The following is a 15,189-nucleotide window of genomic DNA, read 5'->3' as shown; positions in this document are numbered from 1 at the left end:
CACCACCGGTACGAAGGACTTTCAACACCCGTTCTACGATCGCCACCACCGTCAGAAGGAGCTGCCCCGTGACATCCTTCCTCCCCGGTTCCCTGACCGAGACCCTCCTCACCGACGCCCGGCAGGACGGCATCGAGAAGTACGTCGTCGGCGCGCTCATCACCGACGAGGACGGCCGGGCGCGCGCCGTCAGTCCTCCGTCAACGGCAGGCACTCGGCGAGCAGGTCGACGACGTCGCGCCAGGCTCGCCGCGCGTGCCGTGGGTGGTAGCCGACACCGGGGACCGTGGGGTGGTCGACCGGCGGATGGTGGAAGGCGTGCAAGGCGCCGCCGTAGACCGTGAGGCGCCAGTCGACGTCGGCGGCCTGCATCTCGGCGGTGAACGCGTCCCGTTGCGCGGGCGGCATGATCAGGTCCTTTGACCCGACCCCAGCCCACACCGGGCAGCGGATGCGCGCCGCCTCGCCCGATCGGCCCGTGGTCGTCGCGTTGACCGTCCCGATCGCGCGCAGGCTGACACCGGCCCGCCCGAGTTCCAGCCCGACGGCACCCCCGGTGCCGTAGCCGACGGCGGCGATCCGGTCGGGGTCGGTCCGCGGTTCGGCGCGCAGCACGTCGAGCGCCGCATGGCCGATACCCCGCATCCGGTCGGGGTCGGCGAGCAGCGGCAGGCAACGGGCCAGCATCTCCTCGGGGTCGGCCAGATAGCGCCCGCCGTGAAGGTCGAAGGCCAGCGCCGCGTAACCCAGTTCGGCGAGAGCATCGGCCCGGCGGCGCTCGACGTCGCTGAGCCCCATGCCCTCCGGTCCGATCAGCACCGCAGGGCGGCGGTCGACACCGGCCGGGAGCGCGAGGTGCCCGATCATCGTCAAACCGTCGGCCGGATACGCCACCGTACGCGTCGAAATCGTCGTGATCGTCGTCATGAGGCTGGACTGTAGTGATCGCCCAGCCCCGCGCGGCCGGTGTTCTGCGGCGGGCAGAGCGAGGACTGATCCGGTGCCGTCAAGGCCGCGTGATCCGGCAGATCGTTTCTGGGTGGCGCGATCAGGGCGACCACACCCATCCGGCCGACGTCGACCCGATGCCACCGACGCGCCTGTCAAGCCGATGGTGTGAGGCTGATGAGGACGGTGATCTGCTTCCCGTCCGGGAGAGCGGTGACCGCGACGTGCTGCGCAAGGCGGCATACCAGCGGCCAGCCGAACCCCCCGACCTGACCCTTTCCCCGACTGCCGGGATCAGTGGTCACCGGTGGGCGGGTGCTGGCGTCAGCCACATTCAAGATCATCTCATTGCCGGTGATCCACAGGTCGAAGGCCGTGAGCCCGTCGCCGTGCCGGATCGCGTTGGTGACGAGTTCCGAGGTCACCAACAGCACGTCCGCCAGGACCCGTGCACCGGCTTCCTCGTCCTGCGGACCCTGAGCGCTGAGAGTCATCTGTTCATGTACGCGGGTGCGCGCGGCAGCCGCCGTCGTGGGCAGGCCGACGCCTGGCCCCGGCAGAGGGACCGCCTGGGTTTGATGCGGCTCACTCCCCGCACCGGCATCGGTTCGCGCACGGTCATCTGTCATCGCACATCACCTGCCCTGCCCTCCGGACGGCACGCCCCATTTATCCCCGCACCGGGGCATGCGGCGCTCTGGCGGCAGGGCCGTTGAAGGACTCCGGGCGGCCCCCCGGCTCTGACCGCCGTGGAAAGGGTGGAGACCGCCCGAGAGGGATCACACGGACGAAAACCGCCCTGGGCGGCGCAGCTCCTGCCCGACGATCAGATGACGTTTCCCCCGGCCGTGGGGGCCGGTCTGGCTTGTGGTGGCTGGTGTATGGGACGGTGAGAAGACAAGAGACCGAGCCGGTGCGATCCTGCGCCGACTCTTTGGGAGCCGGACGTTGCCCCCTACCCGGGCATCCGACCCCGCCCTGGCCGCCTGGAGCCCCGCACACGGGGGTTTCCTCGCCATCGGGCTCAGCAACCCCCAGGAGGGGGGCGCACCCATGCACATCACGACCGAACTGTACGGCCGCGGCGCCACACTCACCCCGCGCGGCGACATCGACTTCGAGAACCTGGATCAGCTCCGGGCCTGTCTCACCGGCCTCCCCGACACCGTGGCCGAGGTCATCTGGGACCTGCACGCCGTCACGTTCGTGGACATCGCCGGACTCCACCTCCTCAACACACCGACCACCCCCGCGCAGGTCGCCCTGACCAATCTGACACCGCCGGTCACGCGCCTGCTGGAAGTAGCCACAGCCACCTTCCCGGACCAGGGGTGGGACCGGCACCTGCCCACCTCGGCGGCCCAGGGGGCCGTGCGTACAGCGGCCTGAGACAGCCAGGTACCGATGGGCAGACGGGCCGGGATGCCGCCTCCGGGCGCTGTGGACATGGAGTCAACATTCCAGGGTATTGGTCTGGACCAGTCCGAAGTAAGGGGGTGCCCCCATGCCCTGGAGATCCCAGGCCCGCGTCCACGTGCGCCACGAGCGGAGCGCGCTGGTGGTCACCGCTTGTGGTGACTTCGACGCCGACGAGCAGGACCTGCTCCCCGCCGCCTGGAACGAGGCCGAAGAGCAGGCCCTGCTCGTCACCGTCCTGGACCTGTCCGGCGTCACCTTCGGCGACAGCTCCTTCCTCGACACCCTGCTCCGTGCCCGACAGGTGCACCACGCCGCCGGCCGCCGTCTGGTCCTCGTCGGCCCCCTCCAGCCACCTGTCATCACCCTTCTGAGCGTCACCCGGGTACTGGAGCATTTCGACATCGCCGACACCCTGGACCAAGCTCTCGGCGGCGGGCCCCTCCCTGACGGGACGGCGGCGGTGTGAGCCCCGGCAACGGCGCTTGCGGCGGGACGAAGCCCGCCGGAGCCGAGCCCCGGAGTGTCGGCCACGGCGGCGCCGCTGCCGCGGCCCCGTTCCCCACCGGGCACGTCACGGAGTGACCGAGCGGAGCCCGCCGCCCGCGCCTGGCCCGGCTCGTCCCCCGCCCCATAGAGCGCCTCACCGCCTGCCCCGCTCCACCACCCTGCCCCCCTGGCGCAGCGCGAGGCCCCGGCGGCACGGAGTCCTGCCCTGGCCGCGCTGGGCTGGTATCCATACTCCACGTCGACGTAGTCGCCCGTGGCCGAGACGGCAGGAGTGCTCGGCGTGCCGGCGAAGCCGTAACGCCAGGTGCCGTCGGCCGAGGCCTTGACGGTGGTCTTCAGAGTGCCGGTCGAGCTGGTCTTGACGGTCGTGCGGCTCTTGGCGCCCTTCTTCTTGAACTGGAGCTTCACAGGCTGCTGGGTGCAACCCTCGTACGTATCAGCGTCCCGGTTCGCCGGAAACGGCGGCCACGGTGGTACGCATGCGCTTGAGTCCCCAACAGGAGGCCCCCGGGGCAGGGCCCCGCGGGATCCGAACGATCCAGGAGCTCGTTGGCTCATCACCGGTCGAGCGCCGGTGGCCCTTCGCCGGTCCGGGGCGCCTCACCGGCACTCTGGTCCTTCACCTACCGCTCGACGGTGCGAAGACGCGCATCAGGCGTGAATCTCAGCCAGGCTCGACGGCGGTGCGAGGAGAAGAGAGTGGGGTGTAAGAGGCAGAGCAGGACGGTTGGTGGCGGGACAGTGGCCGAAAGGGCCGATCAACCATACCGATTGAGGTGACAGAGTCAGCCACGGTGCCGCAGTGGCAGGTGCGACGGGCAACGAAACGGCTGACCGAGAGCGTTGCGCACGTACGCGCTTCTGGGACAGTGAGCATCGGATTCCGAACCTGCGGCACGGCCGCGGGGCGCGTGCTCTGCCGCCTTCTCCCAGAGCCGCGGGAGGACTGGTGCGAGTACGCCCTTCGCACTGCGGTACATGCCCGGATGTTTGAACGCACAGCACCGGATCGCGCAGGCAGTACCAACCTCATCGCACAGGAGGCACGCCCATGCACATCCGCACGTTACTTCTGTCAGGCAGACCCGCCCGGGCCGTTCTGCTCGTTTGCGCCATGCTGGCCGCCCTGCTGGCCGCAGCCGTTCCTTCCGCCACCACGGCTCACGCGGCCGTACCCGACCGCTGGGGATTCGCCTATCTGGACAACGCGACTCCGCCCTCGGGCTACGTACCCGACCCGTCGCGGCAATGGGGCAGTTGGCCCTCGCCGTCCGCCAATCCCGTCAAGGTCGACCAGATCGGCCTCGGCTCCTACGTCGTGCACTTCCCCCTGATCGGCGGGGCGGGCGGGATCGCCCACGCCACCGCCGTGAGCAGCGCTGCCCGCTGGTGTCAGGTCGGCGACTGGACAACCGCAGGGTCCGGCCAGGACGTCTATGTGAACTGCTACCTCCCCAGCGGCGCGCCCACCAACTCCACCTTCACGGTTCTGTACACGAGCAGCAGCGGTCTGCCCTCCACGCCGTCCGGGTCGTACGGCTACCTGAACTCGGACAGCAGCGGCACCGTCCTCACCCAGTACAACTCCGTGGGAGCGGTCAACGCGGTGAGTAAGGGCTCGACCGGTCTCTGGAAGGCGTGGCTCCCGGGTCTCGGCCTGGCCGGCAACGCGGGCAACCTCCAAGTCACCGCGGTCGACGCGAAGCAGGGCGCGCGATGCAAGGTGTCCGACTGGTCACCAGGCACAACGGGGCAGACCATCGTGGTCGCCTGCTACAACGCGTCCAATGCTCCGTATGACACGGAGTGGACTCTGAGCTATTCCTACCTGCGTGCGGTCCACGGACCGGCCTTCGCGCCGCGGTCGTTCGGATACCTCTGGTACAACGGGTCCCTGCCCCCGCTGACCAATTACAACTCCGGCGGAGCCACCAACACCCTCACGGGCGCGGGAGCGCCTTTCACGGTCACCTTGCCGTCGGTGGCCGTCCCGTCGGACACCTCCCAGGTCACCGCCTACGGCAAGAGCCCCGACTACTGCGGCCTGTACGCACCCTGGGCCAGGACCAGCGGTTCCGTCGGGCTCCGCGTGGCGTGCTTCGGCCCCGGTGGAACACCGGTGAAGACGCCCTTCTTCGCCGCCTACACCTCGGCGATCTGAGCTGACCGACTGAGCCGTACCTGTGGACCGGACCAGGTAGCGACCAGGGCCGGGTCACTGACCTGGGCACTCGTCGTGCTGGGTGGTGGCGTCGCTGCCGGGTCACCGGGTGAGCGCGGCGAGGTGGGCATCCAGGGGCTGTACATACCCCGGGAGGTGTTCGAGGAGGTTCCACCAGCGGATTGCCGAGATCTCCTCGGTGGGCTCGAAAGCCAGGGTCTCTGCGCAGTATCCCGCGTAGAGGGCGAGGTACTCGGTTCGCCGGTCGGGCGCCAGGACGAACCGCGCGTAGCCGATGAACCGTAACCGTTCGTCGGACTGGTGCCCGGTCTCCTCCAGTAGCTCGCGCGCGGCTGCCTGGCGGGAGGTTTCGCCCTCCTCGATGCTCCCCCCTGGGAGCTCCCAGGACTGGCGGTACCGATCGAGGACCATCAGGACCCGACCGGCTCTCCACAAGGCCACCAGGGCCGCCGACAGCGGGGCGTCCTGCGGCGGCGCCGCCTCGCCGCCCCGTGCGAAGGAGATCAAGGAGCTGCCACGGCCATCGTCTGCAAGCGGTTCACCGGCGGTGTGGGCCACGCCCGGATCCTTCCCCGAGCGCCTGCAACAGAAGCCCTCCTCCTCGCGCTCCGGCGGTCACCACGTCACGCGGTTCTCACGAGTCCCGGAACGTCCATCGCGGCGCCCTGATACCGGCCGTCCGCCGTCGCCGATCGGCTCAGGACTCCGTGGAGACGATGATGCCCGTCAGGCGCGGCCCCTCCCGGCAGAGCCTCTGACGACCGCCGGTGGACCTGCGGAGCCGTCACCGGCGGGCCTGCCCACCGCGAGGCGCGGCAGGATGTCCTCGATGCGGCGGGGCCGGTCGATGATGGCCACGGCTCCGGCGGCGAGCGCCGCTTGCTCCACTCCGTCGGGTCCCTTCCGCACCCCTACCCCAGCCGCTGCATCCCACTGGAGGATTCCCGATGATCACCTGGCGTCGGCTCACCGAGGACGACTTCCCGTTGCTGATCTCCTGGCTGGAGCAGCCGCACGTGGCCCGGTGGTGGAACCATGAGACCTCGGCCGAGGCCGTACGACACGACTTCGGGCCTGCCTTCAGAGGCGAGGAGCCCTCGGAGGATCTGGTCGTTCAGGTCGACGGCAGGCCGGTCGGGCTGGTGCAGCGTTGCCGTCTCGGTGACTACTCCGAGTATCTGGCGGAGGTGGCCACGTTGATCGACGTTCCTGCCGGGGCCATGACCATCGACTACCTCATCGGTGAGCCGCAGCTCGTCGGCCATGGGCTCGGGCCGCAGGTGATCCGGTCGGCCGTCCAGGCGATCTGGGACGAGCATCCCGAGGCGCCTTGTGTTCTCGTGCCCGTATCGGCGGCCAACCGGGCCTCCTGGCGAGCCCTGGAGAAGGCCGGGCTGGTGCGGGTCGCCGAGGGTGAGCTGGAGCCGGACAATCCTGTCGACGACCGGGCCCACTATCTCTACCGGGTCGACCGGCCCTGACCGTACGTCAGCCCAACTCCTGCCGCCTGCAAGCAACTCGCTGCGTCCGCCCGGCGGCGGGCGCGCGGTTCGGAGGCTCCGGCAGCGGTGGCCGGGCGCGAGGGGAGCGCTCCGGGGAGGACTGCTCCGGGAGCACTCCTCCGGGCAGGTGCTGCGCCCTCAGGCCGGTGCCTGGCCCGTCTCGAAACGGCTGATGCGGTCGCCGGTGACCGTGAAGATCCAGCGCGTCCGCATCGTGCCCCACGTGTCGTTCGTGTAGTCGACGACGAGCGTGCGGCCGTCGTCCGAGGCGTCCACGACCTTCATACGGCCGTTCGCCTTCGGCGAGAAGATCTCCTTCTCCGTCCAGGCGGCCAGATCCCGTTCGCTGCCGTCGTCGGACATCGTGGCGTCGTCGGTGAGGACGGCGGTGAAGGCGCTCTCGTCGCCCGCGTTGACGGCGGCGACGAACTTCTCGACCACCGGGTCGCTGATCGATGTGGTCATGGTGTTCCTCCTCGGTACGGGTGTGGCCGGGAACGGGCGGCCCGTCCCCGGAGATCCGTACCGAGTCTCTGCCGGTCGGCCCGCCGCCGCATGTCGGGGCAGCGGCGGGCCGAGAGGCGAAGGCCCGGGAGGCGAAGGCCCGGCCCCTATCCGGCGAAGACCTCACCGAAGTACGACGGACCCTTCGGCCCGCCCACCGGCACCGCGCCGAAGTGCGTCGAGCCGGTGGCCGTGATGCCGCTCTTGCCGGTCTTGAAGAGCCAGACCCCGCCCTCGCCGTTGTTCTCAGCGAAGGCGCCGACGATCAGCTCGGCCCGGCGGTCCTTGTTGCTGTCCGTCAGCCGGACCGAGGCACCGAACTGGTCGCGCGCCTCGGCGCTGTCCGGTACGCCGGCCGTGTTCTGCGTGAAGCTCTTGGCGCCCGTGCCGGTCAGACCCTTGGCCGAGCCGCGCAGCACGACGACCGCGCCCGCGTCGATCCTGCCCGAGACGTCCTTGCCCGGGACGCCGACCGCGATGTCCGCGTAACCGTCACCGTTGGTGTCACCGGCCGACAGGCTCCAGCCGAAGCGGTCGCCCTTCGTCGCGGAGCCCGGAACGTTGGCGGTCGCCTGGGTGATGCGGGCGGGCGTACGGGTCGAGAGACCGGCGGCGCTGCCATACGACACGGTGACCGCGCCTCCGGGGCCGCCGTTGGGCTCGTCCGCGGACTTCTCCATGAAGTTGCCGGTGACGATGTCGCCGTAACCGTCCTTGTTGACGTCGGCGATGACCGCGTCGTACCCGCCGGCGACCTTGCCGGACGGCTTGAGGCCGGTCTTGCCGCCCTTGTAGAGGACGCTACGGGTCCGGTACGCGTTCCCCTTCTCCTCCTGGCCCATGACCAGCAGGTCCGTGGCGCCGTCACCGTTGACGTTTCCGGCGATGATCCGGTCGGCGTTGATGCCGGTCTGCGCCGTCGTGTCGATGCCGACGAGGCCCGCCGCCTTGCCGGTGCGGGAGATCGGACCCTTGAAGATGTTCAGCTCGGGCGCGGCGATGTTCACGGCGGCCAGGTCGGTGCGCCCGTCGCCGTCGAAGTCGCCGGTGGCCAGGCCCCAGCCCAGCTCGCTGCGGTACTTCGGCAGCGGAGCGGAGATGTCGACGCCCTTGATCAGGCCCTTCGCGCTGCCCCAGACGACGGTGACGGCGCCGTAGGAGTCGGTCGAGCCGATGCGCTCGGAGTGCACGCCGACCACCAGGTCGGTGTAGCCGTCGCCGTCGAGGTCACCGGTGGTGAGCCGGTCGCCGAAGTAGTCGCCGGACTCCGGCAGACCGGGGATGGCGGCGCTCGCCTGGCTGATGATGGTGCGCTTGGACTTGTTCAGGCCGTTCTTGGTGCCGTAGACGACAGCCACGTAACCGGCCTTGGCCTTGTTGCCCGCCTTGCCGATCGGCGCGGCGATGGCGAGGTCGCGGTAGCCGTCACCGTTGAAGTCGCCGGATATCCCGGACGGCGCGGCGGCGGCGCTGCCTGAGCCGGCCAGGAGCAAACCGCCGACGAGGGCCGCCGAGGCGATGGTCGCAAGGGTGGTGCGCAGGTGCTGCTGCATGCGTGTCTTCTTCTCCTACGGCACGCGGGACCGCCGTCACGGCCGTCCGGTTCGGTGTTCCGGCCCGGCTGCGTACGGGCCCGGGGCCCGGCTCCCGCCAAGGCTCCCGGCCCGGCGTACGCACCGTCCGGTGCAGGTGAGACCGATCATGGGGCCGGAGGGTTGTACGGGATCCGCCGTCACCGTCACCCGGCTCACGCCCCGGGAAGATCTCCCACCCGGCCGAGGAACACATCCCGGTCCGGACAGGTCGTGTGCGCCGGCCACAGCGCGTGGACCGGTACGTGGACCGGCGGCTCCAGGTCGACGACGTACGCCGCACCACCCGCCGCCGGGCCCGGAGGCGCGGTGACGAAGGCGATGCGGCCCGTCGCGGTGAGGGCGGTGATGGGCGGCGTGCCCTGCACCGGCTTGCGCTGCGTGTCCGGTTCCACGCCCGCCTGGCGGCACAGGCCGATCAGCAGGTCCGTGTACGCGGACGAGCCGGACTCGCCCCACACCGTGAGCGGCTCGCCGCGCAGACCGGCCAGGGCCACCGCGGGCCGCGCGGCGAGCGGGTGGCCGCCCGGGACGGCGACCCGGAGGCGGTGCTCGGCGATCCGGGCGCGGTCCTCCCGTAGTTCCGGCGGGGGGTCATCGGACCGTGTAGCCGCCGTTGGCGAAGATGGTCTGGCCGGTAATCCAACCGCCTTCCGTGACCAGGAACTTCACCAGCGGCGCGATGTCCTCGATCTCCGTCAGCCGGCCGCCCACCGCCTGCGACTTGTGGAACTCCACCCGCTCCGGCGTCTCCTGCGGATAGAAGAACGGCGTGTCCGTCAGCCCCGGCGCCACATTGTTCACCGCGATCCCGCGCGGCGCGAACTCCTTGGCCGCCGCCCGGGTGAAGTGCTCCAGCGGGGCCTTGGCGCCCGCCTAGGTGGCGTAACCGTCGGTGAAGGCGGCGAGCAGGGAGGTCACCAGGCTGACGATCCGGCCGCCGTCGTTGAGCCGGGCGCCGGCCTCCTGGAGGAAGAAGTACGCCGCCTTGGAGTTGATCGCGAACATGCGGTCGTACTCCTCCTCGGTCGTCTCCGCGATCGGCTTACGGAGGACCATGCCGGTGGTGTTCACGGCCACGTCCACTCCGCCGAAGGCGTCGAGCGCCTGGTCGAAGAGGCTGCGTACGCCGTCGACCCGGGTGAGGTCCTCTCGTACGACGATGGCCTGGGCACCCGTGCCGCGTACCGCCTCCGCCGTCTTCTCGGCGTCGGCGGCGGTGTTCTCGCCGTGGTAGTGGACGACCACGTCGGCGCCGGCCTCGGCCAGGGTCCGGCTGATGAGCCCGCCGAGGTTCTTGGCGCCTCCGGCGACGACCGCGGTCTTGCCGTTCAGCAGCTGCTGCTCGCTCATGGTGACGGTCCTCTCTCCGGCCCCGCAGTCGAGTCGATATGCGGCGTTGGTCTGCGTTCGCTGCAGTTTCCGTCGTCCACGCTAGGAGCGCTCGTGGGGCCAGGGGAAACACAAAGATCGCGTCGGTCCACCAGGAAGATGGATCGTCGCAGGTCAGCGGTGGCGCGAAGAGGCCGGAGCGGCGGCCGGGAAAGTCGTTGACGTACGCGTACGGGTCACGAAGGATCGGCCCGTGACGACCGACGAACAGCCCTCGACCGCTCCGGAGCAGGCACCGGACCCGACCCCGGCACCGGCCCGTCCCATCGCGCTCATCACCGGTGTCGGCCGCTCCATCGGCATCGGCGCGGGCATCGCCCGGCAGCTCGCGGCCTCCGGCTGGGACATCGCCTTCACCTACTGGACGCCGTACGACCGGCGCATGGAGTGGGGCGCCGAGGACGGGGCCGCGGCCTCCATCGCGCGAGAGCTGGAGGACGCCGGAGCCCGTACGGCGGCGATCGAGGCGGACCTGACCGATCCGGACGGCCCCGCCCGCATCTTCGACGAGGCGGAGCAGCGCCTCGGCCCGGTCACCGCGCTCGTCCTCTCGCACGCGGAGTCGGTGGACTCGGGGCTGCTGGACACCACCGTGGCGGCGTTCGACCGGCACTTCGCCGTGAACGCGCGGGCCAGTTGGCTGCTGATCCGCGAGTACGGGCTCCGATTCCGCGGCGAGCCCGGGAGCAGGCCCGGCGAACCGCGCGCGGGCACGGGCCGCATCGTCGCGCTCACGAGCGACCACACCGTGGGCAACCTCCCGTACGGCGCGAGCAAGGGCGCTCTGGACCGCATCACCTTGGCCGCCGCGCACGAACTGGCCCACCTCGGCGTGACCGCCAACGTCATCAACCCCGGCCCGGTGGACACCGGTTGGATGAACGACGATCTCCGCGCGGCCATCACGCAGGGCACACCGCTCGGCCGCCTCGGCACTCCGCAGGACACCGCGCACCTGGTGGACTTCCTGTGCTCGCCACAAGGCCGGTGGGTCAACGGGCAGTTGCTGAAGAGCAACGGTGGCGCGGCTTCCTGAATCAGCCAGGGATCGCCATATCCCCCCACCCTGTGCGGTCCTGACGGAACGTCTACTGTTTGCCTGGTCCATGTAGTGCACAGGGGGTCGCATGCAAGGCGAAGACAGGTCCGGGGCGGGAGTCGGGGGCGACGGGGCGGCCGGTGGCCGTGGTGCTCCCGAGGACCGCTGGGCGGGCGACGGGCTCCAGCGCGCGGACTCCGGGACCGCGCAGGAATGGCCCCGGACACCGCCGCACGGCCCCTCGCAGGGCCGCCCGCAGGTGGTGATCGAGGGCCGTTACGAGCTGCTGGAGCCGATCGGCAGCGGGGGCATGGGCGAGGTGTGGCGGGCCCACGACCGGCGGCTGCGCCGCTTCGTCGCCGTGAAGGGCCTGCTCGACCGGAACGCGATGACCGCCGGAACCCAGGCCGCCGCGATGCAGCGGGCGCGCCGGGAGGCGGAGGCCATCGCCAAGATCGAGCATCCGAACGTGGTGACCGTCCACGACCAGGTCGAGACCGACAACCAGGTCTGGATCGTGATGAAGCTGCTCGAAGCCAGGTCCTTGGCGGATCTGCTGCGCACCGAGCGGGTGCTCGCCGTGCCGAGGGCGGCGGACATCGGCCTCCAGATCCTCCAGGGCCTGCGGGCGGTGCACGCGGCGTCGGTCGTCCACCGCGATGTGAAACCCGGCAACGTCCTGGTCCGGGACGACGGGTTGGCGATCCTGGTGGACTTCGGGATCGCCACGTTCGAGGGCGCCGCGCAGGTGACCCGGTCCGGCAGCGTGATCGGCACGCCCGCGTACCTGGCACCCGAACTCTTCACGTCCGGCTCTCCCGGCCCCACGCCGGCGTCCGATCTGTGGGCGCTCGGCATCACGCTGTACGAGATGGCCGAGGGCAAGGTCCCGTTCGCCGGCGGTGAGGTGTGGGAGGTCCAGGAGAACATCCGGCAGACCCCCGAACCGGTCCTCCGGTACGCCGGCCCGCTCACCCCGGTGATCCAGGGCCTCCTCTTCCCGGACCCGGCCGAACGCCTGGACGCGACGACGGTGGAGGCGATGCTGCGGGAGGTGCTGGGCGGCCCGCTCGCCCGGAACACGACGGCGGCGGCCGCGACGCCGCATCCGCCGACGGCGGTCTCGGAACCGGCGCCCGACCCCTCTCCGGAGCCTCTCGGCCCACCGGTCGCAGCGCCTCGGGCCGCCGACGGACAACCAGCGCGGCGCCGCAAACGGCCCTGGCTCAAGGCGGCGACGGCGGTGGTGTGCGTGGCCCTGCTGGGCACGGCGGGCTGGCTGGTGGCGCAAGGCGTCGGCGACGACGGGACGGGCACGAACGGCAGCACCACGGCCGGTTCGGGCGGCCGCGGCGGTGGCAGCACGGTGACGGAGAAGTGGAAGGCCACGAACCCTCTCCTCAAGATCGGCGTCAAGGACGACCAGCCGGGCCTGAGCAAGTACGACAAGAAGACGAAGGCGTACGCCGGTTACGACATCGACCTGGCCTACGCGATCGCCGGTCACATGGGATACGACCGGGACGAGGTCGCCTTCACCACGGTCCCGACCGACTACCGGAGCACCGCACTCCGGACGAAGGGCGTGGACCTCGTCATCGCCTCGTACAGCATCACGCCCGAACGGAAGAGCGCGTCACCCGGCGGGGACAGCGTCGACTTCGCGGGCCCGTACTACGAGGCGAGCCGGAGCTTCCTGGTCCGCGAGAAGTCCAGCAAGTACACGATCAGCGACTCCAGCGACCTGCGCCGCCTCGGCGTCGAGGTGTGCACGGCGAGGGAGTCGACGTACGAGACGGAGCTGCCGAGAAGGGGCTTCACCATGACGGAGTCCCAGCCCAACACCTACCAGGACTGCCTGGACAAGCTGCTGGACGTGACGTCGGACGTCTACGCGGTGGCCTCGGACGACATCATCCTCGCGGGCTACGAGAAGGCGAACCCGGGCAAGGTGCGCCGCCTGGAGAACATCCAGGGCGCGGAAGGCTACGGCGTGGCGATGCGCCCCGGCTCCACGGGCCTGAAGCGCGAGGTGTGCTCGGCGCTGCGAAAGATCCTTGCCGGAAAGGTCTGGGAGGACATGTACGAGAAGAACCTGTCGACCCTGATGGACAACAGCACTCCACCTGGCCGGCCTGACCTGACGGAGTGCGAGGGGTACTGACGGCTTTGGGCTACGGGAGCGGGTTGCGAGGCCGGGATCACGGGACCGGGCTCACCGAGCCGAGTACGGAGCACTGCTCTCGGCGCGATGCACTGCTCTCGGTACGAGGCACTGCACTCGGTCCGAGGCACTGCTCCAGGCCCCAGAGCACCGCTCACGGACCGGAGCACCACTCACGAACCGGAGCACCGCTCTGAGCACGGAGGACCGCTCACGGCACGGAGCACCGTTCTGAGCACGGAGCACCGCTCTCCCTGAAGCTCACCGCTCCGGAAACCGCTCCCCGCACCCGCTGCAGAAGACCGGCGCGGGATCCTCGGACAACCGCCCGCACTCCGGACAGACCCGGTCCAGCATGCAGGGCCCTTCACCACCCTCGTACGCGGACGCCTCGCTCGGCACCGTGATCGCCAGCCCGGGCCGACGACGGTGAACGGTGAGATACGTGATCCCGTCCGGCCCCGCGGCAAGGCCGCGCCGCGAGGTCCGAGGCAACCAGACGACGGCGGAGGCGCCCAACTCCACCTCCCCGTCCCCCGCCCGAACCCGCCCGCCCCCCTCCAGCACGACCAGGAGCACATCGAGCACGTCCTCCTGATGCTCCCCCACCTCCGCACCGCCCGGCACCCGCACCACGTTGGCGTCCAACTCCCGCCCCTGCTCGGCGAGATGCCACAAGGCCCCGCGTTCGCCGGGAGCGGCGGAGGCAAGGATGTCATCCAGTACGGCAAGGACCCGAGGAGTCGCGTTCACGGCGCCCACGTTACGCCGCACGCGACCCGGCGAGCGGTGCTGGCGGCGCTGGACCGGTTCGCGGAGTAGCCGGCTCCCGGCCGTAGGTACCCGCCTCCGGCCCCCGAACAGCACGATCGGCCGCCGCCCCACGCGGGACGGCGGCCGATCCGCTCACCTCACCAGGCGAGTCCCAGGCGAATCACCAGGCGAAGGCCTCCGGCGACGGGCCCGGGCCCGGGAAGATCTCGTCCAGGCCGGTCAGGACCGCCTCCGGGAGTTCCAGCTCCAGCGCGCGCAGGGCGCTCTCCAGTTGTTCGGCGGTGCGCGGGCCGACGATCGGGCCCGTGACGCCGGGGCGGGTCAGCAGCCAGGCCAGGGCCGCCTCGCCGGGCTCCAGGCCGTGCTTCTCCAGCAGGTCCTCGTACGCCTGGACCTGCGAGCGGACCGTGCTGTTGGCCAGCGCGTCGGCCGAACGGCCCGAGGCGCGGCGGCCCTCCGTGGCCTCCTTCTTGATGACGCCGCCCAGCAGGCCGCCGTGGAGCGGCGACCACGGGATGACGCCGAGGCCGTACTCCTGCGCGGCCGGGATGACCTCCATCTCGGCGCGGCGCTCGGCCAGGTTGTAGAGGCACTGCTCGCTGACCAGGCCGAGCGAACCGCGCCTGGCCGCCTGCTCGTTGGCCTGGGCGATCTTGTAGCCGGGGAAGTTGGAGGAGCCCGCGTACAGGATCTTGCCCTGCTGGACCAGGACGTCGATCGCCTGCCAGATCTCCTCGAACGGGGTGTCGCGGTCGACGTGGTGGAACTGGTAGACGTCGATGTGGTCCGTCTGGAGCCGCTTCAGCGAGGCGTCGACCGCGCGCCGGATGTTCACGGCGGAGAGCTTGTCGTGGTTGGGCCAGGCGTCGCCGTCCGGCGCCATGTTCCCGTACATCTTGGTGGCCAGGACCACCTTGTCGCGCCGGCCGCCGCCCTGCGCGAACCAGGTGCCGAGGATCTCCTCGGTGCGTCCCTTGTTCTCGCCCCAGCCGTAGACGTTGGCGGTGTCGAAGAAGTTCAGACCCGCGCCGATGGCGGAGTCCATGATCGCGTGGCTGTCCGACTCGTTGGTCTGCGGGCCGAAGTTCATCGTCCCGAGCACGAGTCGGCTGACCTTGAGTCCGGTGCGTCCGAGCTGTGTGTACTTCATGACGCCCCAGCCAACT

The 15,189-nt window shown here is 70.5% G+C and carries 15 protein-coding genes and 2 pseudogenes; 6 read left to right on the top strand and 11 right to left on the bottom strand.

Annotated features, from left to right (window positions below; all coding sequences use genetic code 11):
* Positions 1-189 precede the first annotated feature (189 nt).
* Together ABZ267_RS21115 and ABZ267_RS21110 are read right to left on the bottom strand one after the other, a co-directional pair.
* The gene (locus ABZ267_RS21115) at positions 190-918 is read right to left on the bottom strand and encodes a dienelactone hydrolase family protein (RefSeq protein ID WP_356747844.1); all 729 of its coding nucleotides are present in this window, start codon (positions 916-918) and stop codon (positions 190-192) included.
* Positions 919-1,103: 185 nt separating this feature from the next.
* Complete coding sequence (locus ABZ267_RS21110) at positions 1,104-1,577, bottom strand: ATP-binding protein (protein WP_356747349.1); 474 nt, start codon at positions 1,575-1,577, stop codon at positions 1,104-1,106.
* Between the two features lie 424 nt (positions 1,578-2,001).
* Between ABZ267_RS21110 and ABZ267_RS21105 the strand changes: the two genes are divergently transcribed.
* On the top strand, positions 2,002-2,337 hold the full coding sequence (locus ABZ267_RS21105) for an STAS domain-containing protein (protein ID WP_356747347.1): 336 nt from the start codon (positions 2,002-2,004) through the stop codon (positions 2,335-2,337).
* Between the two features lie 115 nt (positions 2,338-2,452).
* On the top strand, positions 2,453-2,833 hold the full coding sequence (locus tag ABZ267_RS21100; protein WP_356747345.1) for an STAS domain-containing protein: 381 nt from the start codon (positions 2,453-2,455) through the stop codon (positions 2,831-2,833).
* 272 nt (positions 2,834-3,105) lie between these two features.
* On the opposite strand, the pseudogene ABZ267_RS21095 reads toward ABZ267_RS21100, so the two are convergent.
* A pseudogene (locus ABZ267_RS21095) lies at positions 3,106-3,327 on the bottom strand (calcium-binding protein); the annotation flags it as partial.
* Between the two features lie 661 nt (positions 3,328-3,988).
* On the opposite strand from ABZ267_RS21095, the gene ABZ267_RS21090 reads away from it, so the two are divergent.
* A complete protein-coding gene (locus ABZ267_RS21090) occupies positions 3,989-5,035 on the top strand; it encodes a hypothetical protein (protein WP_356747343.1) in 1,047 nt (348 codons plus the stop codon).
* A gap of 102 nt (positions 5,036-5,137) precedes the next feature.
* Here the strand turns inward: ABZ267_RS21090 and ABZ267_RS21085 are convergent, their stop codons facing one another.
* Complete coding sequence (locus ABZ267_RS21085) at positions 5,138-5,614, bottom strand: NUDIX hydrolase (RefSeq protein WP_356747341.1); 477 nt, start codon at positions 5,612-5,614, stop codon at positions 5,138-5,140.
* Between the two features lie 168 nt (positions 5,615-5,782).
* A complete protein-coding gene (locus ABZ267_RS21080) occupies positions 5,783-5,944 on the bottom strand; it encodes a hypothetical protein (protein WP_356747339.1) in 162 nt (53 codons plus the stop codon).
* Between the two features lie 59 nt (positions 5,945-6,003).
* Here ABZ267_RS21080 and ABZ267_RS21075 point away from each other — a divergent pair, with 59 nt between their 5' ends.
* Positions 6,004-6,537, top strand: a complete 534-nt coding sequence (locus ABZ267_RS21075) for a GNAT family N-acetyltransferase (RefSeq protein WP_356747337.1) — start codon at positions 6,004-6,006, stop codon at positions 6,535-6,537.
* 159 nt (positions 6,538-6,696) lie between these two features.
* On the opposite strand, the gene ABZ267_RS21070 is transcribed toward ABZ267_RS21075, so the two are convergent.
* The 4 genes and pseudogenes from ABZ267_RS21070 to ABZ267_RS21055 form a co-directional block, all read right to left on the bottom strand.
* Positions 6,697-7,023: a nuclear transport factor 2 family protein gene (locus tag ABZ267_RS21070; RefSeq protein ID WP_356747335.1), complete on the bottom strand. Its 327-nt coding sequence runs from the start codon at positions 7,021-7,023 to the stop codon at positions 6,697-6,699.
* A gap of 146 nt (positions 7,024-7,169) precedes the next feature.
* Complete coding sequence (locus ABZ267_RS21065) at positions 7,170-8,615, bottom strand: FG-GAP and VCBS repeat-containing protein (RefSeq protein WP_356747333.1); 1,446 nt, start codon at positions 8,613-8,615, stop codon at positions 7,170-7,172.
* Positions 8,616-8,809: 194 nt separating this feature from the next.
* Positions 8,810-9,214 carry a LysR substrate-binding domain-containing protein gene (locus tag ABZ267_RS21060; protein WP_356747842.1) on the bottom strand — a complete coding sequence of 135 codons (405 nt, stop codon included), beginning with the start codon at positions 9,212-9,214 and terminating at the stop codon, positions 8,810-8,812.
* Between the two features lie 34 nt (positions 9,215-9,248).
* A pseudogene (locus ABZ267_RS21055) lies at positions 9,249-10,007 on the bottom strand (SDR family oxidoreductase).
* Positions 10,008-10,239: 232 nt separating this feature from the next.
* On the opposite strand from ABZ267_RS21055, the gene ABZ267_RS21050 reads away from it, so the two are divergent.
* Positions 10,240-11,082 carry an SDR family oxidoreductase gene (locus tag ABZ267_RS21050; RefSeq protein WP_356747331.1) on the top strand — a complete coding sequence of 281 codons (843 nt, stop codon included), beginning with the start codon at positions 10,240-10,242 and terminating at the stop codon, positions 11,080-11,082.
* A gap of 91 nt (positions 11,083-11,173) precedes the next feature.
* Complete coding sequence (locus ABZ267_RS21045; RefSeq protein ID WP_356747329.1) at positions 11,174-13,249, top strand: serine/threonine-protein kinase; 2,076 nt, start codon at positions 11,174-11,176, stop codon at positions 13,247-13,249.
* 261 nt (positions 13,250-13,510) lie between these two features.
* On the opposite strand, the gene ABZ267_RS21040 is transcribed toward ABZ267_RS21045, so the two are convergent.
* Together ABZ267_RS21040 and ABZ267_RS21035 are read right to left on the bottom strand one after the other, a co-directional pair.
* Positions 13,511-14,002: a hypothetical protein gene (locus ABZ267_RS21040; RefSeq protein ID WP_356747327.1), complete on the bottom strand. Its 492-nt coding sequence runs from the start codon at positions 14,000-14,002 to the stop codon at positions 13,511-13,513.
* Positions 14,003-14,183: 181 nt separating this feature from the next.
* Positions 14,184-15,173: an aldo/keto reductase gene (locus ABZ267_RS21035; protein ID WP_356747325.1), complete on the bottom strand. Its 990-nt coding sequence runs from the start codon at positions 15,171-15,173 to the stop codon at positions 14,184-14,186.
* Positions 15,174-15,189 lie beyond the last annotated feature (16 nt).

Origin of the sequence: Streptomyces sp. NPDC006174 (assembly GCF_040614075.1) — a bacterium.
Lineage (GTDB): Bacteria > Actinomycetota > Actinomycetes > Streptomycetales > Streptomycetaceae > Streptomyces.
The sequence above is the reverse complement of the archived record's forward strand: the minus strand, read 5'-3'. Positions and strand labels throughout refer to the sequence as shown.

Excerpts from the sequence above, each read along its gene's own strand:
- ABZ267_RS21065 (WP_356747333.1), bottom strand. The coding sequence starts at position 8,615 with ATGCAGCAGCACCTGCGCACCACCCTTGCGACCATCGCCTCGGCGGCC.
- ABZ267_RS21035 (WP_356747325.1), bottom strand. The coding sequence starts at position 15,173 with ATGAAGTACACACAGCTCGGACGCACCGGACTCAAGGTCAGCCGACTC.
- ABZ267_RS21070 (WP_356747335.1), bottom strand. The coding sequence starts at position 7,023 with ATGACCACATCGATCAGCGACCCGGTGGTCGAGAAGTTCGTCGCCGCC.
- ABZ267_RS21100 (WP_356747345.1), top strand. The coding sequence starts at position 2,453 with ATGCCCTGGAGATCCCAGGCCCGCGTCCACGTGCGCCACGAGCGGAGC.
- ABZ267_RS21045 (WP_356747329.1), top strand. The coding sequence starts at position 11,174 with ATGCAAGGCGAAGACAGGTCCGGGGCGGGAGTCGGGGGCGACGGGGCG.
- ABZ267_RS21110 (WP_356747349.1), bottom strand. The coding sequence starts at position 1,577 with ATGACAGATGACCGTGCGCGAACCGATGCCGGTGCGGGGAGTGAGCCG.
- ABZ267_RS21090 (WP_356747343.1), top strand. The coding sequence starts at position 3,989 with ATGCTGGCCGCCCTGCTGGCCGCAGCCGTTCCTTCCGCCACCACGGCT.
- ABZ267_RS21105 (WP_356747347.1), top strand. The coding sequence starts at position 2,002 with ATGCACATCACGACCGAACTGTACGGCCGCGGCGCCACACTCACCCCG.
- ABZ267_RS21075 (WP_356747337.1), top strand. The coding sequence starts at position 6,004 with ATGATCACCTGGCGTCGGCTCACCGAGGACGACTTCCCGTTGCTGATC.